Raw genomic sequence first — 22,473 nt, 5'->3', positions numbered from 1 at the left:
CCCAACAGTCTAGAGGCGCGGCGACCCGGAACCGTGGAGGCGTCAGGGAAGGACGACGACCTGGGCCGCGAACACGAGACCGGCGCCGAAGCCGATCTGCAGGGCCAGACCGCCGGAGAGCTCCGGGTTCTCCTCCAGCAGACGATGCGCGGCGAGCGGGATGGATGCCGCCGAGGTGTTGCCGGTGTCGGCGATGTCGCGCCCGATGGCGACGGTGTCTGGCAGGCCCAGCTGCTTCGCGAACTCGTCGATGATGCGCATGTTGGCCTGGTGGGGGATGAACGCGGCGAGATCGGCCGGCTCGATGCCCGCCGCCTCGAGCGTCTGCTTCGCGACCTTCGCCATCTCCCAGACGGCCCAGCGGAACACCGTCTGGCCCTCCTGCCGCAGCGTGGGCCACTCGGCCTCGCCATCGCGGAACTGCGTGAGGGTGGCGTTCATGCGGACCGCCTCGGACTTCGAACCATCCGAGCCCCAGAGGGTCTGCGACACGCCCGCCGTCTCGCTCGGCCCGAGGAGGGCCGCTCCGGCGCCGTCGCCCAGCAGGAACGAGATGGAGCGGTCGGTCGGGTCGACGATGTCGCTGAGCTTCTCGGTGCCGATGACGAGCGCATAGCGCGCTCCGCCCGAGCGGATGAGCGCGTCGGCTTGCGCGACCGCATAGCAGAAGCCCGCGCACGCCGCGTTGACGTCGTAGGCGGCGGCGGGGTTCGCGCCGACGCGGTCGGCGACGATGGCGGAGACCGATGGAGTCTGCCGAGGGTTGCTGATGGTCGCGACGATGACGAGGTCGATGTCGGATGGCGCGACCCCGGCCCGCTGGATGGCCTCGGCCGCGGCGTCGGCGGCGAGGTCGACGGCCGTCGTCTCCTTGTCCGCGCGGACGCGCGTGACGATGCCCGTGCGCTGGCGGATCCACTCGTCGCTGGAGTCGATCGGGCCGATGAGGTCGTCGTTGGGGACGGCGTTCTCGCCGCGCGCAGCGCCGTAGGCGTAGATGCGCGAGTGCGCGCTTCCGGTCGCTTCCTTCAGCATGGGGGTCATCGTGGTCTTCTCCTCACTCACGCGAGCAGCGCTGCTGCCGCGTCGAGATCATCCGGGGTCTTCACCGCAACGGTCGGCACGCCCTTGAGCCCGCGCTTGGCGAGGCCGGTGAGAGCGCCCGCCGGAGCGAGCTCGACGAGTCCGGCGATCCCGGCGTCGACGAACGAGTTCATGCAGAGGTCCCACCGCACGGGGTGGCTCACCTGGTGGACGATGAGCTCCAGCGCGCGCGCACCGGTGGGCACCGTCGTGCCGTCGCTGTTGGTCCAGAGCGGCAGGGTCGGATCGCCGACCTCGGCGATCGCGTCGACCGCGGTCTGCAGCGCGCCGGTGGCGGGGGCCATGTAGGAGGTGTGGAAAGCGCCGGCGACCTGAAGCGGGATGACCCGCGCGCCCCGCGGGCCGTTCTCGGCGAGAGCGGCGAGCCCCTCCCTCGAGCCGGCGGCCACGATCTGACCGCCGCCGTTGAAGTTCGCCGGCTCCAGACCGGCGTCGGCGATCGCCTGCAGCACCTGGCCCTCGACGCCGCCGACGACGGCGCTCATGGCGGTGTCCGCCTGCGCGGCCGCCTCGGCCATCGCGCGGCCGCGCTCGCCCACGAGGCGCATGCCGTCTTCGAAGCCGAGCACGCCGGCCGCGACGAGCGCGCCGATCTCGCCCACGGAGTGGCCGGCGACAGCGCCCGGCTCCCCGGCACGGGCGCGCAGGGCCTCGTACGAGACGAGGCTGGCCGCGACGATCAGCGGCTGCGCGACGCGCGTGTCGCGGATGCGGTCGGCGTCCCACTCGGTTCCGGCGGCGATGAGGTCGACCTCGGCCGCGTCCGACGCAGCCTCGAGGCGCTCGCGCACCCCGTCGAGCTCGAGCCATGGGCTGAGGAATCCGGGCGTCTGGGACCCCTGTCCGGGGAAAGCGGCGACGATCACTCGTCAATCATGCCAACCCGCACGCCGATCCGCTGGCGGGATCGTCACAAGAATCCGTGGATCCGTTATGTGTGTCGGATAACTCCGGCTCAGCGACGGCCGTCCCGGGACCGTCGGACCGGACGACGCACGGCATCCTTCGGACCGATCGAGCCGAGGATCAGGGCCGTCTGCAGGATGAGCGCCTCCCGCGGGCCGGTGGCGTCCCATCCGATCACGTCGCTCACGCGCTTGAGCCGGTACCGCACGGTGTTCGGATGCACGAACAGCTCGCGCGCGGTCGCCTCGAGCGACCGGCCGTTGTCGAGGTAGCTCCAGAGCGTCGTCACGAGATCCGTGGAGTGCGCCTCGAGCGGTCGGAAGATCCGCTCGATGAGCGTCTGCTTCGCGAGCGGATCGCCGGCGAGGGCGCGCTCGGGGAGGAGGTCGTCGGCCTCCACCGGTCGCGGTGCATGGCGCCATGCGCGCGCCACGGCGAACCCGGCGAGAGCCGCCCGCGCGCTGCGGCTGGCGTCGACGAGCGCGGGCATCGCGGGACCCAGGACGAGGTGACCCGGGCCGAAGCAGGGCTCGAGCGCGTCGGCGATGTCGCCGAACGACAGCTCGCCCTCGGCGTCGGCGGGCTCGCGCCCCGGCGCATGCGCACGCCCGAGGACGAGCACGAGCCGCGACCCCTGCACGCCGATGAGCACGTCGACACCCAGGCGACGCGCGGTGCGCCGCACCTGGTCGACGTCGAAGATCGGGGGAGTGGTGCCCACGAGCACCGACACCTCGCCGTGCCCGTGCCACCCCAGGGCGGCGATGCGGCTCGGCAGCTCCTCGTCTGTCTCGCCCGTGAGGATGGAGTCGACGACGAGCGCCTCGAGGCGCGCGTCCCAGAGGCCGCGGGACTCGGCCGCGCGGGCGTAGACGTCGGCCGCGGTGAAGGCGACCTCGCGGGAGTAGAGGAGGATCGACTCGCGCAGCTGGTCGCCGCGGCCCATCACGCGCTCCTCCATCACGTCGACCGTGGCCCGGACGAGCTGCAGGGTCTGCTGCAGGCTCACACTGCGCAGCAGCTCCCGCGGGGCCGCGTCGAAGATGTCCGCTGCGATGGAGGGCGTGCCGGTGGGGTCCTCGTACCACTCGATAAAGGAGCTGATACCCGCCTGGGCTACGAGGCCGACTGCCGAGCGCCGGGCCGGAGGCATCTCCGTGTACCACGGCAGCGTCTCCTCGAGGCGCTGCAGCACCGCGGTGGCGACGTCGCCGGAGATACGGCGCAGCCACGCCAGCGTCGCCGCTTTGTCCATCGTCGCTCTCTCCTCGGGTGACACGGTTCTCTCCGCGAACACAGGGGCGGGGCCCCGCTTCCCGGGGGCCCCGCCTTCTGTCGTTCCGCTGCCGCGGTTCAGGCGTCTCCGCCCGCGTTGCCGGACGCGCCGGCGGTCACATCGTGGATGCGGTACTTGTCGATCGCCTGGCCGATGACGGAGCGGTCCACCGCGCCCTGGTCCGCGAGGGACTGCAACGCGCGGACGACCATCGAGGGGCCGTCGATCTTGAAGTAGCGGCGGGCGGCCGCACGCGTGTCGGCGAAGCCGTAGCCGTCGGCGCCGAGCGTGTAGTACGGCCCGGGGACCCACTGACGGATCTGGTCCTGCACGGCGTGCATGAAGTCGCTCGTCGCGATGAACGGGCCCTCCGCGCCCTGCAGCTTCTGCGTGAGGTACGCCTGGCGCGGCTCCTCCTCGGGATGGAGGAAGTTGTGCTCGTCGGCGGCCAGGCCGTCGCGACGCAGCTCCGTCCACGATGTGACGGACCACACATCCGCCACGATGCCCCAGTCGCTCTTCAGCAGCTCCTGAGCCTCGAGTGCCCACGGCACGCCGACGCCCGAGGCGAGCAGCTGCACGCGGGGACCGTCGCCGGTGCCCACCGAGATGCGGTGGATGCCCTTGACGATGCCGTCGACGTCCACGTCCGCCGGCTCGGCCGGCTGCCGCATCGGCTCGTTGTACACCGTGAGGTAGTACATGACGTCGGGGTCGGGGTGCGTTCCGCCGTACATGCGCTCGATGCCCGACTGCACGATGTGCGAGACCTCGTACCCGAACGCCGGGTCGTAGGTGAGCGTCGCGGGGTTGGTCGAGGCCAGCAGCGGCGAGTGGCCGTCTGCGTGCTGGGTGCCCTCGCCCGTGAGCGTGGTGCGGCCGGCGGTGGCGCCGATGATGAATCCGCGCGCGAGCTGGTCGCCCGCCGCCCAGAAGGCGTCGCCGGTGCGCTGGTAGCCGAACATCGAGTAGAAGATGTAGACCGGGATCAGCGGCTCGCCGTGCGTGGAGTACGACGTCGCGGTGGTCGTGAACGCCGCCGCGGCGCCGGCCTCGTTGATGCCGACGTGCATGATCTGGCCCTGCGGGCTCTCCTTGTAGGCCAGGAGCAGCTCGCGGTCGACCGAGGTGTAGTTCTGGCCGTTCGGGTTGTAGATCTTCGCCGAGGGGAAGTACGAGTCCATGCCGAACGTGCGCGCCTCGTCGGGGATGATCGGCACGATGCGGTTGCCGAAGCCCTTGACCCGCATGAGGTCCTTGAGCATCCGGACGAACGCCATCGTCGTGGCGACCTCCTGGTTGCCCGAGCCCTTCTTCGGGAACGCGTAGTCCTTGTCCTCGGGGAGGTTCAGCGCGACGTGCTTGCTGCGACGCTCGGGGAGGAAGCCGCCGAGCTCGCGACGGCGCTCCAGCATGTACTGGATCGTCTCGTCCTGCGCGCCCGGGTGGTAGTACGGCGGACGGTACGGGTCGGCCTCGAGCTGGGCGTCGGACACCGGGATCTGCATGGTGTCGCGGAACAGCTTCAGGTCGTCCAGCGTCATCTTCTTCATCTGGTGGGTCGCGTTGCGGCCCTCGAAGTGCGGGCCCAGGCCGTAGCCCTTGACCGTCTTCGCGAGGATGACCGTCGGCTGGCCCTTGTGCTCCATCGCCGCCTTGTACGCGGCGTAGACCTTGCGGTAGTCGTGCCCGCCACGACGCAGGTGCCAGATGTCCTCGTCGCTGAGATCCTTGACGAGCTCGAGCGCGCGCGGGTCGCGACCGAAGAAGTTCTCGCGCACGTAGGCGCCGGACTCGGCCTTGTACGTCTGGAAGTCGCCGTCGGGGGTGGCGTTCATGAGGTTCAGCAGCGCGCCGTCGGCGTCGCGGGCGAGGAGGTCATCCCACTCGCGGCCCCACACGACCTTGATGACGTTCCAGCCGGCGCCGCGGAAGAAGCTCTCGAGCTCCTGCACGATCTTGCCGTTGCCGCGGACGGGGCCGTCGAGGCGCTGGAGGTTGCAGTTGATCACGAACGTGAGGTTGTCGAGGCCCTCGTTCGCCGCGACCTGCAGCTGTCCGCGCGACTCGACCTCGTCCATCTCGCCGTCGCCGAGGAAGGCCCACACGTGCGAGTCCGCGACGTCCTTGATCCCGCGGTTCGCGAGGTACTTGTTGGTCATGGCCTGGTAGATCGCGTTGATCGGGCCGAGGCCCATCGAAACGGTCGGGAACTGCCAGAAGTCCGACATCATGCGCGGGTGCGGGTACGAGGGGATGCCGTTGGGCGCTCCCGACTTCTCCTGGCGGAACGCGTCGAGCTGCGCCTCGGTCAGACGGCCCTCGAGGAAGCCACGGGCGTACGCGCCGGGGGAGGCGTGGCCCTGGTAGAAGATCTGGTCGCCGCCGGACGGATGGTCCTGGCCGCGGAAGAAGTGGTTGAAGCCGACCTCGTAGAGCGAGGCGGCCGAGGCGTAGGTGGAGATGTGCCCGCCGACTCCGATGCCCGGGCGCTGCGCACGGTGCACCGTGATCGCGGCGTTCCAGCGGATCCAGTGACGGTAGCGGCGCTCGAGCTCCTCGTCGCCGGGGAAATTCGGCTCGTCCTCGGGAGCGATGGTGTTGACGTAGTCCGTCGTCGGGACCATGGGCACGCCGAGTCGCAGCTGCTGGGAGCGCTGGAGCAGGCTGAGCATGACCTCACGGCCGCGCTGGGAGCCCTTGACGTCGACCAGCTCGTCGAGCGACTGCTGCCACTCGCTGGTCTCCTCCGGGTCGCTGTCGTGCGCCCCCTGCGAGTACGGATCCTGGTCGTGAACAGCCACAGGTGACCTTTCGTCTGGCGGGCAGATCATGCCGCGGAACGGAGCGAGGCGTGCAGCTCCCGGTCGGGCCGATGCACGCGCATCGGAGCCAGCCTAGTCCTTCCCTCGGGAGTGGGGCGCGCAGGACGGATGGCCCGGCGTCTGTCGACCCCGGGCCATCCGATTCAGAGGGCCGAGCGGATCGCCTGCTCGACGGTGGCTCCGCGCCCGACTCTCGTCGGCGGGTCTCCCGGCTGCTCCGAGACGTGGATCGCGTAGCTGCCGTCGCCCTGCGCGACGACCCAGCCCCAGGGGCGGTGGTCGCGCTTCACGCGCAGGTCGGGGTACCAGATGGGGCTCTGCACGGGCGTGGGCTCGAAGGAGTAGAGCGTCTTGCCCACTGTCACGAGCTGCGTCGTGCGCACGGCGGCGTCGATGAAGTCGCGGTCGAAGGCTCGCATGGTCGGATCCTCACATGGCAGGCCGCGGCACGATCAGATCTCGTCTTCGTTGTCGCCTGCAGCGAGGCGGTCGGCGTCGGCGCTGTCCACGAGATCGTCGTTCGCGTCCGGGTCCAGCACGGTCTCGCCATCCGTCTGGGTGGTGGGGAGATCGTCGTCGGAGCGGTCACCGGGAAGCGGGAACGGTGCGGGGAACGGATTCGACATGATGGCTCCTTTGCTGAGGGGGCCTCAGCCTAGGACGGCGGGTCGCCGCGTTCCATCGCCTTGACCTCCGAAGCGCGTGGGGCTAGCCGCCGGCGACATCCGCCGCCATGGGATGCGTCATGGTGGGCCCTGCCGGGATCGAACCGACGACATCCACGGTGTAAACGTGGCGCTCTACCAGCTGAGCTAAAGGCCCTCGCCGTCGATTCTACGGGCTCGCGTCGAGGCGTCGTGCACCCCGCGACCGTAGGCTGGAGGGGTGAACGCCAGCCCCGCCGACCAGCGCCTCCTCCTCGACCTCGCCGACCTCGACCGCCGCCTGCGTCAGGCGGAGGCGACGCGGCGCAACCCGCCTCAGGCGGCGCGCGTGCAGGAGCTCGTCGCGCAGCGCACCGCGCAGAGCCACGAGCTCGCCGTGCGCGTGGGCGCCCGCGACGAGCTGCAGGCCGAGGTGACACGCCTGGAGTCGGACGTGTCGCTCGCCGAGCAGCGCCGCACGCGGGACCGTCAGCGCCTCGACGGGTCGGCCAGCGCGAAGGACGCGCAGGCGCTCGAGCGCGAGATCGAGGCGCTCACCCAGCGCCTGCGCTCCCTTGAGGACGCGGAGCTCGAGCTCATGGAGCGCCTCGAGACGGCGGAGGCCGCGGTCGCCGAGCAGCAGGCGCTGCTGGCGGAGACGACCGCCGAGGGGCAGCGTCTGAGCGCGGAGGGCAAGGCCCACGTGGATGGATCGGCTCGCGAGATCGAAGCGCTCACCCGCGACCGCGCTGCCGTGGCGGAGCGGATCCCCGCTCCGCTGACCGCGGCGTACGACCGTCTCGCTCAGCGCGGCGTCGTCGCGGCGGCGCCCTTCACCCGCGGCGCATGCGGTGGGTGCCACGTCATGATGGCCCCGAGCGACCTGCAGGCGCTGCGCGCCGTTCCCGCCGACCAGATCGCGAACTGCCCCGAGTGCGGCTGCATCCTCGTTCGCACCGAGGAGTCCGGGCTCTGACGCCATCCATCGCCCTCGGGCGCGAGGGCGACGCCGTCGTCGCAATCTCCCTCGACGACGGCGTCGTGCGCGAGCGGGTGGCAGACGCGGCGGATGGTCGTGGCGTCGCCGCGTGGGTCGGCCGACGCGAGGCGCAGGATCGGCCGCGCTGGGTCTGGTCCGACACCGCGCAGTGGTACCCGCGACTGCTGGAGCACGGCGTGCGCGTCGAGCGCTGCGACGACCTGCGGCTGCGTCACCGCATCCTCCATCACGCGGTGACGCCCGACGCGCTCGCGCACCCGTGGGACGCGGCACCGCTCGCCGCCGAGCCCGCGGCGGCACCTGCCCTCTTCGAGGTCGCCGCGCGCGCTGACGAGAGCGCGCTCGATGACCTCGCCGCCACGGTGGACGAGTGGCGGACGCAGCAGGAGATCGCCGCGCGAGCGCTCGACCCTGGCCGGATGCGGCTCCTTCTCGCCGCGGAGTCGGCCGGCGCGCTCGTCGCCGCGGAGATGCGGGCGGCGGGCATCCCGTGGGACGCGCGGCGTCACGACGAGCTGCTGACGTCCGCTCTCGGCGCGCGCCGGTCCGGCGGGCTGCCCGCGCGGATGGAGGAGGCTGCAGCGCAGGTGCGCGAGGCTCTCGACGACCCGAGAGCCAGCCTGGACTCGCCGCCCAAGCTGCTGCGCGCGCTGCGCAGCGTCGGCGTCTTCGTCGAGTCGACGAGCAAGTGGGAGCTCCGCCAGCACGACCATCCCGTCGTCGCGCCGCTGCTCGAGTACAAGCGCATGGCTCGCCTTCTGGCCGCCAACGGATGGGGGTGGCTGGACGAATGGGTGCGCGAGGGGCGCTTCCGTCCGGTGTACCTTCCCGGCGGCGTCGTGACCGGGCGCTGGGCCTCGTCCGGCGGGGGAGCCCTGCAGATCCCGCGCTCCCTGCGGGAGGCTGTCCGCGCCGACCCGGGCTGGCGGATCGTGTCGGCGGACGTCGCACAGCTCGAGCCTCGTGTGCTCGCGGCGATGGCCCGCGACGAGCGGATGGCCAGGGCCGCTGCCGGCGCGGATTTCTACGAGGGCGTCGTCGCCAGTGGCGCCGTAGCCACCCGCTCCGAGGCGAAGAGCGCCGTGCTCGGCGCGATGTACGGGGCGACGCAGGGTGATGCCGGTCGCCTCGTTCCGCGCCTTCGAAAGGTCTTTCCCGATGCCATGGCGCTCGTCGACGCGGCCGCACGGGCCGGCGAGGACGGGGGAGTGGTCCGGACCCGGCTCGGCCGAACCTCGCCCGCACCGGAGGAGGCGTGGCGCGAGCTGCAGGCGAAGGCCAGCGGTGCGGAGGCCTCAGCGGCGCTCGTCGCCGGCGCACGGCGCGCCGCGCGCGACCGGGGGCGGTTCACGCGCAACTTCGTGGTGCAGGGCACCGCGGCCGAGTGGTCTCTCGCCTGGCTCGCCGACCTGCGCCTGCGGCTCACCGCTCTCGGCACCGTGAGCGACGCGGATGCCGCCGCGCCCTCCGGCCCGGCGTTCGCCCACCGACCGCACCTGGCCTTCTTCCTGCATGACGAAGTGCTCGTGCACACTCCCGAGAGGTTCGCGGAGGACGTGGCCATGGCCATCCGCGCGGCAGCCGACTCGGCGGGACGGCTGCTGTTCGGCGGGTTCCCCATCGACTTTCCGGTGGACGTGCGCGTCGAACGGTCAGCGGCGAAGTGAGCCACGAGCGCTCCCGTAGACTGGGAGCGCGAATGGGCCGGCTGGACGGTCGCGTCGCGGGCGGTTCGCCGCACCGCGCCGAGGAACGTCCGGGCTCCACAGGGCAGGGCGGTGGGTAACACCCACCCGGAGTGATCCGCGAGACAGTGCCACAGAGAACAGACCGCCGGGATTTGTCCCGGTAAGGGTGAAACGGCGGTGTAAGAGACCACCGGGGGTCATGGCGACATGACCCGCCAGGTAAACCTCGCCCGGAGCAAGACCAGACAGAGGATGTTGACGCGGCCCGCCGAGTCCTCGGGTAGGTCGCTGGAGCGGCACGGCAACGTGTCGCCGAGAGAGATGGCCGTCGATGGGGCGCGAGCCCCGGGACAGAACCCGGCGTACAGGCCGGCCCATTCGCCCTATCGGTCGTGAAGACCGTCAGGGTCGGACCGCGACGAGACGCTCGGCGCGACGCCCCCGGGGCGGATGGCCATCGCGTGCACGGCGAGCACGAGCAGCGTCATCCCGACGAGCTCACCGCCGGTCTCGAGGAGGGTCAGCGCCACCGCCACCAGGTGGGGCACATGAGGCTCGACGATGATATGGAGCTGGTCGATGCCGACCGCGAAGACGGCGAGCACGAGAACGAGGACGAACAGCGTGAGCGAGTCGCGCCTCGCGCGGCGCCTGGCTCGCAGGGTGGCGATGAGCAGGACAGCCCCGACGACGAGCCCTTCCGCGCCCCAGGCGCACAGTTCGCCCAGATCCACCGGTCTGAGGCCGGCAGTGGGCGAAAACGACAGAGCCCGCCACAGGAACCCGCCGGCGCGCTCGTGGATCAGAAAGAGGTCGTCGGCGGTCAGTGCGAGAAACGCGAACGCCCAGGCCCCGTAGAGCGGTGCGCGCCTGGCGACGGAGAGGAAGACCAGCATGACGGCGCCGCCGATGAGCTGCCAGTGCCCGAAGATCTCGGCGTGCGAGCCATCGGCGTCGCCGTTCCAGCCCGAGCTGGCGAAGACGCCGCCGTCAGTGCCGCCGCCGGTGTGCCTGTTCCAGAGGAAAGCCAGGTACCCGGCCAGGATGATCGCGTCGACGAGCAGGAGGATGACACGGAGCATCCGGATCTGATGGGCGCGGCTGAGTGGCCGCGTATCCAGCCGCGCCCTCGCGCTGTCCTCGTCCGTGGTCGGGGCGGCGGATCGGACAGCAATCAAACCATGGCTCTCTTCATGTGCGGGCAGCGGGCGGACCACCCCACGTTAGCCAGCCGTTCACCCGGATCGCGAATCGTGTGAACGGCAAAAAGAGCTCTCAGACCTGCGCGAGCGACGCCGCGCCGATGATGCCGGCGTTGTTTCGGTGCACGGCCGTGACCATCTCCGCGCGTGTGGTGATGTACGGCATGAACTTCTCGGGGTTCTTCGACACGCCGCCGCCGACGACGAACAGATCGGGGGAGAAGAGGAACTCGACGTGCGCGTAGAACTTCTGGAGTCGGTTGCCCCACTCCTCCCACGACAGGTCGTTGCGCTCGCGGGCGGTCGCGGCGGCGAAGCGCTCGATCGAATCGCCCTCCCAGATGAGGTGGCCGAGCTCGGTGTTGGGGATGAGCACGCCGTCGTAGATGAACGCGGAGCCGATGCCGGTGCCGAGGGTGGTGAGGATGGTGAGGCCCTTGCGGCCCTTCGCCGCGCCGAAGCGCGCCTCCGCCAGGCCGGCCGCGTCGGCGTCGTTGACGAAGTGGATCTCTCGGCCCAGGCCATCCTCGAAGAACTTCTCGGCCTCGAAGTCGATCCAGTCGTGCGAGATGTTCGCGGCCGACAGGGTGCGGCCGCCCTTCACGATCGCGGGGAAGCAGACTCCCAGGGGCAGGCCCTCGACGTCGGGGCCGAGCAGCTCGAGAAGGTCGTGAGCGGTGCGCAGGACATCCGCCGGGTGCGCTCCCTTGGGGGTGTCGATCCGCACACGATCACTCAGCATTGTGCCTTCGGAGAGGTCGACGATGCCGGCCTTCATGCCGGTCCCTCCGATGTCGATTCCGACAGCACGGTCCACAGTCTTCGCCATGGTCAAAGCCTATCCGCCGCGTGGGACCGCTCCCGACACGAAGAAGACGCCGACCCCGGAGGGTCGGCGTCTGCAAGACGTGTGCGTCAGGCGCTCTTCACGCGGGTGGGGTCCTGCCCAGCGCCGCGGCGATCGCGGATGAAGGCCAGGCGCTCCGCGAGAAGCTCCTCGAGCTCTTCGATCGAGCGACGCTCGAGCAGCATGTCCCAGTGGGTGCGGGCTGCCTTCTCGCCCGAGTGGTCCACCTCGACGGTGCCCTTGTCGAGCTTGAGCAGCGCCTCCCCGCCGCAGGTGCGGCACTCCCACGTCTCGGGAGCCTCGGCGTCGGCGGCGAACACGAGTGTCGTCTCCCGCCCGCAGGCGCCGCAGACGTAGGTCTGCTCCTTGCGCTCCATGAACACGACGCCCTCTTCGCTCTGAAGAGACTGGGCGCCGAGTCGGATACCACGAAGGCTGCGATCTGCCATGGTGAAGTCCTCTCGTCGGTCACCATTTGTAACGCTTCCGGCTGTGCGGATCATCCGAACGGACGACGCCGGATGCGGTATTCCCAGGCGACGTTCAGGGCGTCAGGGCGGTGCGCGCGACGTCGGCGCGATCGGTCACGATGCCGTCGACTCCCCGGGCCACGAGGCCCTGCATTCGAGGGATGTCGTCGATGCCCCACACGTGCACCTCGACCCCCGCCTCGTGCGCCCAGCGCACGAGCCTGCGGGTGAGGATGGGCACCCCGTTCCGGCGCTCGGGGATCTGCAGCGCGTCGATCGTCGACAGCAGACGGCGGGCCCGCCCGCGCGCGCCGAGCCGGGCGGCGACGACGAGTTGGCGGATCATCGTGGCATCGGCGCTCGTGGCAGGTCGCGCGGGTGCCGCGGCCGCGAGTGCGGCTGCACGCCGCTCGGCCGAGAAGCTGGTGAGCAGGACGCGGTCCGCATGATCGGCGAGGATCCGTCCCGCCGGGTCGGCGGCGGCGGCAGCCTTCACGTCGACGTTGAACCGGGTCTTCGGAAAATCGCGCACGACATCGCGCAGCTGGGCGAGGCCCCCGCGCCCGGAGAGCAGCGCCTCCAGCTCCCGCGCGGTGACGTCGGCCACCGCGCGGGGATCGCCGGTCACGCGCTCCAGGGTCGCGTCGTGGAAGAGCACGACGACCCCGTCCGCCGTCAGGTGGCAGTCGGTCTCCACGTACTCCACGCCCGCCGCGTGTGCGGCCGCGATCGCGGCGATGGTGTTGTCGACGATGCCGTCGGTCGCCATCTCCGCCGTCACCAGGCCGCGGTGCGCGAACACCCGCGGATGGCGCGTCCCGGCGAGGTAGGGATGGGTCACGGACGCGGCGGGGTGGCGTCCCCGAAGCCGGGGATCCGCCCGGCGAACCCGCCCGAGATCCCCTTGAGCGCCTCCGTCAGCTCGCTCGGGATGATCCAGAGCTTGCTGGCCTCGCCCTCGGCGATCTTGGGCAGCGTCTGCAGGTACTGGTAGGCGAGCAGCTTCTCGTCGGGGTTGCCGGCGTGGATCGCGCCGAACACCGTCTCGATCGCCTGCGACTCACCCTGAGCGCGCAGCACCTGCGCCTGCTTCTCGCCCTCCGCCTGCAGGATGGCGGCCTGCCGGGCACCCTCGGCGACGAGCACCTGCGACTGCTTCTGTCCCTCGGCCTGCAGGATCGCCGCGCGGCGGTCGCGCTCCGCGCGCATCTGCTTCTCCATCGCGTCCTGCAAGGTCACGGGCGGGTCGATCGCCTTCAGCTCGACGCGGCTGACCTTGATGCCCCACTGTCCGGTGGCCTCGTCGAGCACGGCGCTCAGCTTGCCGTTGATGACGTCGCGGCTGACGAGCGCTTCCTCGAGATTCAGGCTGCCGACGACATTGCGCAGGGTCGTGATGGTCAGCTGCTCGACGGCGCCGAGGTAGTTCGCGATCTCGTACGTGGCCGCGCGCGGGTCGGTCACACGGAAGTAGACGACCGTGTCGACGGCGACCGAGAGGTTGTCCTCCGTGATGACCTGCTGCGGCGGGAACGACACCACCTGCTCCCGCAGGTCGACGCGGGTGCGCGCCCGGTCGATGAACGGCACGATGAGGTGCGGCCCGCCGAAGAGCGTCCGGTGGTACTTGCCGAGGCGCTCGACGATGATCGAGTCGCTCTGCGGGACGATCCGGATGGCCCGGATCAGGATGGTGACGACGACCAGGACGACGGCCGCCACCAGGATCCAGGTGAGAACCGTCGAGATCGTGCTGCTGCTGTCGTTCATGTCAGCTCTCCTCCAACGTGCGGATGACGACGAATGCGGTCGCGCCCTGGATCGACTCGACGGCGATGGGGGTCTGCGGCGCGAGGGACCGCTCGCCATGCACGCGCGCCGACCAGGAGTCCCCGTTGGCGAGCTTCACACGACCCGACATCGACGTGACCGTCTCGGTGACGATCCCGGGCAACCCGACGAGGGCGTCGACGTTGAACGTCTTCGGATCGGCGCTCCTGTTCAGCCGGCGCAGCAGCGGCGGCCTCAGGAACACCAGCAGCGCGACGGCGGCGGCCGCGGCGATGATCACCTGCAGCCACAGCGGCGCCCCGAGCAGACCCGAGCCGATCCCGAAGACCGCTCCGATGCCGAGCATGAGGAACGTCAGCTCGCCGGAGACCATCTCGACGACGAGGAAGATGGCGATGAGCGCGAGCCAGACGACCCACGCGTACTGCTCGATCGCTTCCATGCGGCCTCCTCGGGGTGCTCCCTGCTCGGAACCTATCACGCAGGTCCGACGCCGCCGGGGCGCGCATCCGAGGCGGACAGGGCGCTCTTGGTAGGGTCGGAGCGATCCATCCTCAACGCTTCGGAGTCCTCGTGTCGCAGCCCCTCGCCCCGCAGTCCCTCGCCGGCAAGACGGTGCTCGTGACGGGTTCGTCACGCGGCATCGGCGCCGACACCGTGCGCTATGCCGCGCAGGCCGGCGCGAACGTGGTCATCAACTTCCGCAACAAGGCGCCGCGCGCGGAGAAGCTCGCCCGCGAGGTGCGCGAACTCGGCGTGCAGGCCCTCGTCGTCGGCGCCGACCTCACCGACCCGGGCTCGGTCGCCGGCATGATCGAGGCCGTCAAGGAGGAGTTCGGCTCGCTCGACGTCCTCGTGCTGAACGCCTCGGGGGGCATGGAGGCCGACCTCGGCGAGGACTACGCACTCCGCCTCAACCGCGACGCGCAGGTGAGCGTGCTGGAGACGGCGCTGCCGATCATGCCCCGCGGTGGGCGCGTCGTGTTCGTCACCAGCCACCAGGCGCACTTCATCCGCACGACGCCGACCATGGACGCGTACGAGCCCGTCGCCCTGTCGAAGCGCGCGGGCGAGGACGCCCTGCGCGAGCGCATCCCGGCGCTCACCTCGCGCGGCGTCGAATTCGTCGTCGTCTCGGGCGACATGATCGAGGGCACGATCACCGCCACGCTCCTCGAGCGCGTGAACCCCGGTGCCATCGCGCAGCGCCGCGAGGAGGCCGGGCGCCTCTACAACGTGTCGGAGTTCGCCGCGGAGATCGCCCAGGCGATCGTCGACCCGATCCCCGCCGACAACGAGCGCATCGTCGGAGACACCGCCGGCTTCCGCGGCACCGACTGACGCCGCACGCCGTGCCCACGCCGGAAGGCGGGGGCACGGTCGGCGTTCCCGCCGCGATCTCAGCCGAGCAGGAACGCGCTCGCGAAGAGCACCGGCAGGCACCCGAGCGTCGTGAGGAACACGGTGTCCCGCGCGACGATCTCGCCGGTGTCGTAGCGCTGGGCGTAGTTGAAGACGTTTTGTGCGGTGGGCAGGGCGGCCAGCACGACGACCGCCAGCAGCGGCGCGTCGTGGAGCCCGAAGGCGAACCGCCCGATCGCCCACGCCACGAGCGGCATGATCACGAGCTTCATCGCCGTGGCGGTGAGCACGTCGCGTCGCGTGCCGCGTTCCGTGAGCACGCGCTGTCCGTAGAGCGACAGGCCGAAGCTGATGAGCAGCACCGGCACCGCGCCGCCGGCGAGGAGCGCGATCGGCTCCATCACGATCGGCGGCAGGTCGATGTCGAACAGCGCCACGAGAACGCCGAGCGCGGCGCCCACGATCATCGGGTTGCGGAGGGTGCGACGGATGATGCGCCAGGGACGCACCTCGCTCGACGCCGACGCCTCCAGCACGGCCAGCGCCAGCGGAGTGAACACCAGCAGCTGCATCAGCAGGATCGGCGCGGCCAGTGCGCCGTTGCCCAGGACGTACGTCGCGATCGGGATGCCGATGTTGTTGCCGTTGACATAGCCCGCACCGAGCGCTCCGACCGTCGCCGCGCCCCAGCTGCGTCGCCACGCCAGGCGGGCGATGAGCGCGTACGCCGCGAAGATCACCGCGGCAGCGATCGCGGAGACCGGCAGGAGCGAGGAGAACAGCACCTCGAGGTCGGCGTCGGCGAGGACGCTGAAGAGCAGGAACGGATTGAGCACGAAGAAGCTCAGCCGGCTGAGCACGTAGCGCGCGTTGGGCCCCAGCAGGTCGATCCGTCCGATGACGTACCCCGCGAGGATCGCGGCCGCCACCACGGAGAAGCCGGTGAGCACATCGATCATGCGAGGCCTCGCGAGGCCGCCGCGCGGGGCGAGGCACTGCGGCTCGCGCCGGCACGGTTAGTCACCCCTCCACGCTACCGCTGGCGTCGGCATCTCCCGATCGGATGGCTAGGCTCCCGATATGAGCCGGATCTCTCGTGTCACGGTGTTCCTCGGTTCGTCGACGGGGAGGCATCCCGAATACGCCAAGGCCGCGCGGGCCTTCGGCGGTGCCGTCGCCGCGCGCGGAGCGGGTCTCGTCTACGGAGGCGGACGCGTCGGCCTGATGGGGATCGTCGCGGACGCCGCGATGGCGGCCGGGGGAGAGGTGGTCGGGGTGATCCCGCAGCATCTCCTCGCCGCCGAGGCGGCCGATGACGACGTGACGTCGCTCGAGATCGTGCCCGACATGCACGCACGGAAGCTGCGGATGGCCGAGCTCGGCGACGCGTTCGTCGCGCTGCCCGGAGGAGCCGGGACTCTGGAGGAGCTCTTCGAGGCGTGGACCTGGCTGCAGCTCGGGATCCATCGCAAGCCGGTCGCTCTCCTGGATGTCGCCGGCTTCTGGACGCCGTTGATCGCGGCCATCGATCACCTGACGGCCGAGGGGTTCGTGCAGGACGGATTTCGCCGAACCCTCATCGTGTCCGACGACATCGAGGATCTCCTGGCGGCGTTGGAGCAGTGGCAGCCGCCCGCGCCGAAGGGCGGGGCGCCACGACCGTGAGCGGGCTGGACCGCGAGGCGCGTCTGCGCGAGCTCGTCCTGCTCCGTCGCGTCCGGGACCGGATGGACCGCGACTTCGCCCGCCCGTTGGACGTGGCGGCCCTCGCTCGCGGCGTGAACATGTCCCCAGGCCATCTCAGCCGTCGGTTCCGGGCGGCATACGGCGAGTCTCCCTACGCGTATCTGTCCACCCGGCGCATCGAGCGGGCGATGTCGCTCCTCCGCGGCGGAGAGACCTCCGTCACCGAGGCGTGCTTCGCGGTCGGGTTCGGTTCGCTCGGCACCTTCAGCACCCGCTTCACCGAGCTCGTCGGCATGCCGCCGAGCGAGTACCGGCGTCGGGCCCGAGGCGACCTCGCGGGGCTGCCGACTCTCGTGACCAAGCACGTCACACGACCGGTCAGGAATCGAGAAGCACCGCCCTCCGTCCCGGGGCTACCGTGAGGGCCATGAGCATCACCATCCACTCCAGCTTCCTGCCGCAGACCGATCCGGAGGCCGCGCTCGCCTTCTATCGCGATGCGCTCGGGTTCGAGGTACGCGGCGACGTGGGGTACCAGGGCCTGCGCTGGCTGACCGTCGGCCCCGTCGACCAGCCCGACACGAACATCGTGCTCTACCCGCCGGGGGCCGAGACCGGCATCACCGCTGAGGAGCGCGAGACGGTACTGGAGATGATGGCGAAGGGCACCTTCGCGAGTCTCCTGCTCGCCACAGCCGATGTCGACGCGGAATTCGCCCGCCTGGAGGCGCTCGGAGTCGATATCGTTCAGGAGCCGATGGACCAGCCCTACGGCGTGCGCGACGCGGCGCTGCGCGACCCCTCGGGCAACCTCGTCCGTCTGCAGCAGCGCCCCTGACGCCACCTCGACCCCGGAAGGGACCATGGCCGTGAACGACGCGCACGTCGCCGACACCCACGACGTCATCCGCGTGCAGGGTGCGCGGGAGAACAACCTCAAGGACGTGACCCTCGAGATCCCGAAGCGGCGCCTCACGGTGTTCACGGGTGTGTCCGGCTCGGGCAAGAGCTCGCTCGTCTTCGACACCATCGCCGCCGAATCGCGTCGGCTGATCGACGAGACGTACAGCGCGTTCGTGCAGGGGTTCATGCCGTCGGTGCCTCGGCCCGACGTCGACGTCCTCGAGGGCCTCACCACGGCCATCCTCGTGGATCAGGAGCGACTCGGCGCGAACCCGCGGTCCACCGTCGGGACGGTCACCGACGCGAACGCGATGCTGCGGATCCTCTTCAGCCGGCTCGGCGAGCCCTACATCGGCGGGGCGACGGCCTTCTCGTTCAACATCCCCACGCAGAAGGCCAGCGGCGTGATGACGGGACCCCACGGCGAGAAGAAGATCGTGAAGGACGCGATCTACCTCGGCGGCATGTGCCCGCGGTGCGAGGGGCGGGGCACGGTGTCCGACGTCGATCTCGCTCAGGTCATCGACGAGTCGAAGTCGCTCGATGAGGGCGCGATCCTCGTACCCGGCTACACGGCCGACGGCTGGATGGTGAAGGGCTTCTCCCAGTCGGGCTTCTACCCGGCCGACAAGCCGATCGCCGAGTTCACGGAGAAGCAGCGGCACCTCTTCCTCTATGGCGAGGTCACGAAGGTCAAGATCAGCGGGATCAACATGACCTACGAGGGGCTCATCCCGAAGATCACGAAGGCGATGCTCTCGAAGGATGTCGATGCGCTGCAGCCGCACATCCGCGCCTTCGTGACGCGAGCGGCCACCTTCACGCGTTGTCCCGAGTGCGACGGGACGCGCCTCACCGAGGGAGCGCGCTCATCGAAGATCGACGGCGTGAGCATCGCCGACGCGTGCCGGATGCAGGTCACCGACCTCGCCGCCTGGGTGCGCGGCCTGGACCGGCCCGGGGCGGGACCGCTGCTCGGCGCGCTCGGCGCGAACCTCGACGCGTTCGTGACGCTGGGACTCGGCTACCTCAGCCTCGACCGCCCGTCCGGAACGCTGTCCGGGGGAGAGGCGCAGCGGATCAAGATGCTGCGTCACCTCGGTTCCTCGCTCACCGACGTGACGTACGTCTTCGACGAGCCGACCATCGGGCTCCACCCGCACGACATCGAGCGCATGAACACGCTCCTTCTGCAGCTGCGCGACAAGGGCAATACCGTGCTCGTCGTCGAGCACAAGCCCGAGACGATCGCCATCGCCGACCGCGTCGTCGACCTCGGGCCGGGAGCGGGGACCGGCGGCGGGACGATCTGCTTCGAGGGGACCGTCGACGGGCTGGCGAGCAGCGACACCGTGACCGGCCGCCACCTCGGATACCGCGCCTCCTTGAAGCCCTCCGTGCGGCAGCCATCCGGGCACATCGAGGTGCGCGACGCGAGCGAGAACAACCTCCAGCACGTGGACGTCGACATCCCGCTCGGCGTCCTCACCGTCGTCACCGGCGTCGCGGGCTCGGGCAAGAGCTCGCTCGTCCACGGCTCGGTGGCTCGACGCGACGGCGTCGTCTCGATCGATCAGGGGGCCATCCGCGGTTCTCGCCGCAGCAACCCTGCGACCTACACCGGCCTTCTCGAGCCCATCCGCAAGGCGTTCGCGAAGGCGAACGGCGTGAAGCCCGCGCTCTTCAGCGCGAACTCGGAGGGCGCCTGCCCGTCGTGCAAGGGCGCCGGCGTCATCGTCACCGAGCTCGGGTTCATGGAGACGGTGGAGACGCCGTGCGAGGACTGCGGCGGGCGCCGATTCCAGGCGGCGGTCCTCGACTACAAGCTCGGCGGACGAGATATCGCGGAGGTGCTGGACCTGCCCGTCGCGGAAGCGCGTCGGTTCTTCTCGGATGGCGAGGCGAAGATCCCTGCGGCAGCGGCCATTCTGACCCGTCTCGAGGATGTGGGGCTCGGCTACCTCACGCTCGGCCAGCCGCTGACCACGCTCTCCGGCGGAGAGCGTCAGCGCATCAAGCTGGCGAACGAGATGGGGGAGAGGGGGGAGGTCTACGTGCTCGACGAGCCCACGACCGGACTCCATCTGGCGGATGTCGAGAACCTGCTGGGGCTGCTGGATCGGCTCGTCGACGCGGGGAAGACGGTCATCGTCATCGAGCATCATCAGGCCGTCATGGCGCACGCGGACTGGATCATCGACCTCGGGCCGGGCGCCGGACACGACGGCGGACGCATCGTCTTCGAGGGCACCCCGGCGGACCTGGTCGCCGCCGCCTCGACGCTCACGGGGCAGCATCTGGCGCGGTACGTCGCGACGTGACCGCGGGCGCTCCGAGGCTGCCTCATCGCTCGCCGACTGCGGGCCCGCTCCGAAACCGCGTGCACCACGTGCAGTCTCGGAGCGTCGAGGCGCGGCGCGTGCGCGAGCGCGCAGCTTCGGAGCGTCGAGACGGTCTCACCGGCGCGCGCCATCCGGCACTTCCAACGGTTTCCATGTTGGAAAGCGAGTGCTACACTTTCCGCTATGGAAAGCGACGGGCAGGCCGACGCGGCAGTGCAACTGGGGTGTCTGGCGTCCGTGCAGGACGACTACGCGGTCAGCAAGCGCGGTGCGGGCCGGTATCACGTCGTATGAGCGGACTCGAGCCCCTGATCCACGCGCCAGCCCGCCTGGAGCTCTGCGGACTGCTGGCCCCGGTCCACGATGCCGAGTTCTCGTACCTGCGCGACCGCATCGGCGTCTCGGACTCGGTGCTGTCGAAGCACGCGAAGGCGCTCGAGGATGCCGGCTTCCTGACGGTCATTAAGAAGACGAGCGCTTCGCGCCAGCGCACGTGGCTCTCCCTGACGCCCGCCGGCCGCGATGCCTTCCGTGCGCACGTGCGCGAGTTGCAGCGCCTCGCGGGGCTGGTCGGGCGGTCCCTGCCTTCCTAGACGCGGCTTCTGCGCGTTCCGCACAGAAGCCGATAATGCGCATTATGTCAGTTGGTGCGGATCTGCTGCCGATCGGACTGCCGTGAACGCTCTTGCCCGCTCCCGGGCCGAGTGAGACGCTTCGAGCATGCTCCTCTATTCGATGGGCGTCTCCGTCGACGGCTTCATCTCGGATCGTCGCGGGCTCTTCGCCTGGTCAGCCCCCAGCGACGAGCTGTTCCGATTCCACCTCGAGCGAGTTCGCGAACTCGGCGCGACCCTGCTCGGTCGCCGCCTCTACGAGACGATGCGCGTGTGGGAGACGGACCCCTCGCTGCGTGACTCCCCCGACACGGACGAGTTCGCCGACGTCTGGACGGCCCTTCCGAAGATCGTCTTCAGCCACACGCTCGACCGGGTGGAGGGCAACGCCCGTCTCGCCGAGCGACCCCTCGATGAGGAGATCGCCGCCGTGCTGAAATCCACGTCGAAGGACGTGGAGATCGGCGGAGCGGACCTGGCAGGCCAGGCGATCGAGCGCGATCTCATCGAGGAATTCCGGATCTTCCGACACCCGGTCATCGTCGGCGGCGGCCCTCCCCTGTTGCCGTCGCTCGCGGAGCCGGTACCCCTCGAACTGGTGGAGACGCGGGGGTTCGCCTCCGGCGTGGTCTACGAGCGCTATCGCCGCACGCGCTGACGGCACGGCGAGCCGCCGAGGCCGGGATCGCGTCAGATCCTCCCTCGCACCGGCGTCCGCTCCACGCGATCCCCACCCGCCGGCATCTCCATCTCCGCGCGCACCCCGAGCAGGCGCACCTCGCGATCCTGGTCGAGGCTCTCGCCGAGCGCGACGGCCGCGGCGACCACGGCATCCCGGTCGAGCGTCGGCTCAGGGAGCTTCCGCCCCAGCGTCCTCGTCACGAACGGCGCGTAGCGGACCTTCAGATTCACGCGCACGACGGCGCGCCCCTCCGCCTCGCAGTCGCCGAATGCCTCCTCTGCGAGAGAGCGGATGGCCGCGCTCACCTGTTCGGGCGTCGTCAGGTTCTGCTGGAAGGTCGTCTCACGACTGTGGCTGCGAGCAATCCACGGGGCGTCGTCCACGACCTGGGGTCCGAGGCCGGAGCCCAGCTCGTGGTACCAGACCCCCATCTTCGGCCCGAACTCCGCCACCAGCTCGGCCTCGTCGCCGTCGGCGAGTTCCCGCACCGTGCGGATCCCGTGCTCGGCCAGGCGCTTCTGCACCTTCGGGCCCACTCCCCACAGCTCGCGCGTGCCACGCTCCCCCATCACCTCGAACCAGTTCTCCGCCGTGAGCCGGAACATGCCGCGCGGCTTGCCGAACTCGGTGGCGATCTTCGCGCGCACCTTGTTGTCGCCGATGCCCACCGAGCAGTGCAGACCGGTCGCCTCGAGCACCGCCGCCTGGGCAGCGCGCGCGACCGATTCCGGGTCAGCGGTCGTCACCCCGAGGAAGCACTCGTCCCATCCGAGCACTTCCAGCACCACCTCGGGCAGCGCCCGGAGCGCGCCCATCACCTCGGCCGAAACCGCATCGTATGCCGCGTGATCGACCGGCAGGAAGACCGCGTCATCGGGGGCTTTGCGCGCGGCGATCTTCATCGGCATCCCGGAGCCGATCCCGAAGGCGCGTGCCTCGTACGACGCCGTCGAGACGACCGCCCGCTCGGTCGGGTCGCCGTTCCCGCCCACGATGACCGGCTTCCCCGCGAGCTCGGGGTGTCGCAGCACCTCCACCGCCGCGATGAACTGGTCCATGTCGACGTGCAGCACCCAGGGAACCGGACTCATGCCTCCGAGTGTGCCGCCTGCAGTGAGCGGATGTCACGGC

The 22,473-nt window shown here is 70.4% G+C and carries 23 protein-coding genes, 1 tRNA gene and 1 other RNA gene; 10 read left to right on the top strand and 15 right to left on the bottom strand.

Annotation, left to right across the window (positions count from 1 at the left end):
- Positions 1-42 precede the first annotated feature (42 nt).
- From QWJ90_RS12190 to QWJ90_RS12160, 7 genes are all read right to left on the bottom strand, one after another.
- Complete coding sequence (locus tag QWJ90_RS12190; RefSeq protein WP_290108120.1) at positions 43-1,044, bottom strand: beta-ketoacyl-ACP synthase III; 1,002 nt, start codon at positions 1,042-1,044, stop codon at positions 43-45.
- Positions 1,045-1,061: 17 nt separating this feature from the next.
- Positions 1,062-1,970 carry an ACP S-malonyltransferase gene (locus tag QWJ90_RS12185; RefSeq protein ID WP_290108119.1) on the bottom strand — a complete coding sequence of 303 codons (909 nt, stop codon included), beginning with the start codon at positions 1,968-1,970 and terminating at the stop codon, positions 1,062-1,064.
- A gap of 89 nt (positions 1,971-2,059) precedes the next feature.
- On the bottom strand, positions 2,060-3,265 hold the full coding sequence (locus QWJ90_RS12180) for a PucR family transcriptional regulator (RefSeq protein ID WP_290108118.1): 1,206 nt from the start codon (positions 3,263-3,265) through the stop codon (positions 2,060-2,062).
- Positions 3,266-3,363: 98 nt separating this feature from the next.
- Entirely contained in the window at positions 3,364-6,090 is a 2,727-nt protein-coding gene (gene aceE, locus QWJ90_RS12175; protein WP_290108117.1) for a pyruvate dehydrogenase (acetyl-transferring), homodimeric type, read from the bottom strand.
- Between the two features lie 164 nt (positions 6,091-6,254).
- Positions 6,255-6,530, bottom strand: a complete 276-nt coding sequence (locus QWJ90_RS12170; protein ID WP_290108116.1) for a hypothetical protein — start codon at positions 6,528-6,530, stop codon at positions 6,255-6,257.
- A 33-nt stretch (positions 6,531-6,563) separates the two neighbouring features.
- Complete coding sequence (locus QWJ90_RS12165) at positions 6,564-6,737, bottom strand: hypothetical protein (protein WP_290108115.1); 174 nt, start codon at positions 6,735-6,737, stop codon at positions 6,564-6,566.
- Positions 6,738-6,857: 120 nt separating this feature from the next.
- Positions 6,858-6,933: transfer RNA gene (locus tag QWJ90_RS12160), tRNA-Val, on the bottom strand.
- Positions 6,934-6,996: 63 nt separating this feature from the next.
- Between QWJ90_RS12160 and QWJ90_RS12155 the strand changes: the two genes are divergently transcribed.
- From QWJ90_RS12155 to rnpB, 3 genes are all read left to right on the top strand, one after another.
- Complete coding sequence (locus QWJ90_RS12155; RefSeq protein ID WP_290108114.1) at positions 6,997-7,731, top strand: zinc ribbon domain-containing protein; 735 nt, start codon at positions 6,997-6,999, stop codon at positions 7,729-7,731.
- Positions 7,689-9,422, top strand: a complete 1,734-nt coding sequence (locus tag QWJ90_RS12150; protein WP_290108113.1) for a bifunctional 3'-5' exonuclease/DNA polymerase — start codon at positions 7,689-7,691, stop codon at positions 9,420-9,422. The genes QWJ90_RS12155 and QWJ90_RS12150 overlap by 43 nt, the downstream gene beginning before the upstream one ends.
- Positions 9,423-9,455: 33 nt before the next feature.
- An RNA gene (rnpB, locus tag QWJ90_RS12145) (RNase P RNA component class A) lies at positions 9,456-9,824 on the top strand.
- Between the two features lie 2 nt (positions 9,825-9,826).
- On the opposite strand, the gene QWJ90_RS12140 is transcribed toward rnpB, so the two are convergent.
- The 6 genes from QWJ90_RS12140 to QWJ90_RS12115 form a co-directional block, all read right to left on the bottom strand.
- Positions 9,827-10,525, bottom strand: a complete 699-nt coding sequence (locus QWJ90_RS12140) for a hypothetical protein (protein ID WP_290108112.1) — start codon at positions 10,523-10,525, stop codon at positions 9,827-9,829.
- Between the two features lie 193 nt (positions 10,526-10,718).
- Complete coding sequence (ppgK, locus tag QWJ90_RS12135) at positions 10,719-11,474, bottom strand: polyphosphate--glucose phosphotransferase (protein WP_290108111.1); 756 nt, start codon at positions 11,472-11,474, stop codon at positions 10,719-10,721.
- An 86-nt stretch (positions 11,475-11,560) separates the two neighbouring features.
- A complete protein-coding gene (locus QWJ90_RS12130; RefSeq protein WP_290108110.1) occupies positions 11,561-11,941 on the bottom strand; it encodes an RNA polymerase-binding protein RbpA in 381 nt (126 codons plus the stop codon).
- Between the two features lie 94 nt (positions 11,942-12,035).
- A complete protein-coding gene (locus QWJ90_RS12125) occupies positions 12,036-12,803 on the bottom strand; it encodes a glycerophosphodiester phosphodiesterase family protein (protein WP_290108109.1) in 768 nt (255 codons plus the stop codon).
- On the bottom strand, positions 12,800-13,732 hold the full coding sequence (locus QWJ90_RS12120) for an SPFH domain-containing protein (RefSeq protein ID WP_290108108.1): 933 nt from the start codon (positions 13,730-13,732) through the stop codon (positions 12,800-12,802). Before QWJ90_RS12120 ends, QWJ90_RS12125 begins: the two co-directional genes overlap by 4 nt.
- Position 13,733: 1 nt before the next feature.
- Positions 13,734-14,195, bottom strand: coding sequence for an NfeD family protein (locus QWJ90_RS12115; protein ID WP_290108107.1), 462 nt, complete (start codon positions 14,193-14,195; stop codon positions 13,734-13,736).
- Positions 14,196-14,326: 131 nt separating this feature from the next.
- On the opposite strand from QWJ90_RS12115, the gene QWJ90_RS12110 reads away from it, so the two are divergent.
- Positions 14,327-15,094, top strand: coding sequence for an SDR family oxidoreductase (locus QWJ90_RS12110; RefSeq protein ID WP_290108106.1), 768 nt, complete (start codon positions 14,327-14,329; stop codon positions 15,092-15,094).
- 59 nt (positions 15,095-15,153) lie between these two features.
- On the opposite strand, the gene QWJ90_RS12105 is transcribed toward QWJ90_RS12110, so the two are convergent.
- The gene (locus tag QWJ90_RS12105) at positions 15,154-16,074 is read right to left on the bottom strand and encodes an AEC family transporter (protein ID WP_290108105.1); all 921 of its coding nucleotides are present in this window, start codon (positions 16,072-16,074) and stop codon (positions 15,154-15,156) included.
- Between the two features lie 121 nt (positions 16,075-16,195).
- Between QWJ90_RS12105 and QWJ90_RS12100 the strand changes: the two genes are divergently transcribed.
- The 6 genes from QWJ90_RS12100 (at position 16,196) to QWJ90_RS12075 (ending at position 21,318) form a co-directional block, all read left to right on the top strand.
- The gene (locus QWJ90_RS12100; protein WP_290108104.1) at positions 16,196-16,780 is read left to right on the top strand and encodes a TIGR00730 family Rossman fold protein; all 585 of its coding nucleotides are present in this window, start codon (positions 16,196-16,198) and stop codon (positions 16,778-16,780) included.
- Positions 16,781-16,842: 62 nt separating this feature from the next.
- Positions 16,843-17,223, top strand: coding sequence for a helix-turn-helix transcriptional regulator (locus QWJ90_RS12095; RefSeq protein ID WP_436836705.1), 381 nt, complete (start codon positions 16,843-16,845; stop codon positions 17,221-17,223).
- A gap of 5 nt (positions 17,224-17,228) precedes the next feature.
- Positions 17,229-17,639, top strand: a complete 411-nt coding sequence (locus QWJ90_RS12090) for a VOC family protein (RefSeq protein WP_436836703.1) — start codon at positions 17,229-17,231, stop codon at positions 17,637-17,639.
- A gap of 25 nt (positions 17,640-17,664) precedes the next feature.
- Positions 17,665-20,025, top strand: coding sequence for an excinuclease ABC subunit UvrA (locus QWJ90_RS12085; RefSeq protein WP_290108101.1), 2,361 nt, complete (start codon positions 17,665-17,667; stop codon positions 20,023-20,025).
- Positions 20,026-20,336: 311 nt separating this feature from the next.
- Complete coding sequence (locus QWJ90_RS12080; RefSeq protein ID WP_290108100.1) at positions 20,337-20,639, top strand: transcriptional regulator; 303 nt, start codon at positions 20,337-20,339, stop codon at positions 20,637-20,639.
- A 127-nt stretch (positions 20,640-20,766) separates the two neighbouring features.
- Positions 20,767-21,318 carry a dihydrofolate reductase family protein gene (locus QWJ90_RS12075; RefSeq protein WP_290108099.1) on the top strand — a complete coding sequence of 184 codons (552 nt, stop codon included), beginning with the start codon at positions 20,767-20,769 and terminating at the stop codon, positions 21,316-21,318.
- Positions 21,319-21,350: 32 nt separating this feature from the next.
- On the opposite strand, the gene QWJ90_RS12070 is transcribed toward QWJ90_RS12075, so the two are convergent.
- On the bottom strand, positions 21,351-22,433 hold the full coding sequence (locus tag QWJ90_RS12070) for a DNA polymerase IV (protein ID WP_290108098.1): 1,083 nt from the start codon (positions 22,431-22,433) through the stop codon (positions 21,351-21,353).
- Between the last annotated feature and the right edge of the window lie 40 nt (positions 22,434-22,473).

The sequence above is a fragment of the Microbacterium oryzae genome (assembly GCF_030406385.1).
Classification (GTDB): Bacteria; Actinomycetota; Actinomycetes; order Actinomycetales; family Microbacteriaceae; genus Microbacterium; species Microbacterium oryzae_A.
This window is presented reverse-complemented; position numbering and strand designations above follow the sequence as displayed.

Bases quoted from the DNA above. Each gene is read 5' to 3' on its own strand.
- ppgK (WP_290108111.1), bottom strand. From the start codon at position 11,474: ATGGCGAAGACTGTGGACCGTGCTGTCGGAATCGACATCGGAGGGACC.
- QWJ90_RS12085 (WP_290108101.1), top strand. From the start codon at position 17,665: ATGGCCGTGAACGACGCGCACGTCGCCGACACCCACGACGTCATCCGC.
- QWJ90_RS12120 (WP_290108108.1), bottom strand. From the start codon at position 13,732: ATGAACGACAGCAGCAGCACGATCTCGACGGTTCTCACCTGGATCCTG.
- QWJ90_RS12190 (WP_290108120.1), bottom strand. From the start codon at position 1,044: ATGACCCCCATGCTGAAGGAAGCGACCGGAAGCGCGCACTCGCGCATC.
- QWJ90_RS12130 (WP_290108110.1), bottom strand. From the start codon at position 11,941: ATGGCAGATCGCAGCCTTCGTGGTATCCGACTCGGCGCCCAGTCTCTT.
- QWJ90_RS12115 (WP_290108107.1), bottom strand. From the start codon at position 14,195: ATGGAAGCGATCGAGCAGTACGCGTGGGTCGTCTGGCTCGCGCTCATC.
- QWJ90_RS12090 (WP_436836703.1), top strand. From the start codon at position 17,229: ATGAGCATCACCATCCACTCCAGCTTCCTGCCGCAGACCGATCCGGAG.
- QWJ90_RS12140 (WP_290108112.1), bottom strand. From the start codon at position 10,525: ATGCTCCGTGTCATCCTCCTGCTCGTCGACGCGATCATCCTGGCCGGG.
- QWJ90_RS12105 (WP_290108105.1), bottom strand. From the start codon at position 16,074: ATGATCGATGTGCTCACCGGCTTCTCCGTGGTGGCGGCCGCGATCCTC.
- QWJ90_RS12095 (WP_436836705.1), top strand. From the start codon at position 16,843: ATGGACCGCGACTTCGCCCGCCCGTTGGACGTGGCGGCCCTCGCTCGC.
- QWJ90_RS12075 (WP_290108099.1), top strand. From the start codon at position 20,767: ATGCTCCTCTATTCGATGGGCGTCTCCGTCGACGGCTTCATCTCGGAT.
- QWJ90_RS12180 (WP_290108118.1), bottom strand. From the start codon at position 3,265: ATGGACAAAGCGGCGACGCTGGCGTGGCTGCGCCGTATCTCCGGCGAC.
- QWJ90_RS12165 (WP_290108115.1), bottom strand. From the start codon at position 6,737: ATGTCGAATCCGTTCCCCGCACCGTTCCCGCTTCCCGGTGACCGCTCC.
- QWJ90_RS12100 (WP_290108104.1), top strand. From the start codon at position 16,196: ATGAGCCGGATCTCTCGTGTCACGGTGTTCCTCGGTTCGTCGACGGGG.
- QWJ90_RS12080 (WP_290108100.1), top strand. From the start codon at position 20,337: ATGAGCGGACTCGAGCCCCTGATCCACGCGCCAGCCCGCCTGGAGCTC.
- QWJ90_RS12070 (WP_290108098.1), bottom strand. From the start codon at position 22,433: ATGAGTCCGGTTCCCTGGGTGCTGCACGTCGACATGGACCAGTTCATC.
- QWJ90_RS12170 (WP_290108116.1), bottom strand. From the start codon at position 6,530: ATGCGAGCCTTCGACCGCGACTTCATCGACGCCGCCGTGCGCACGACG.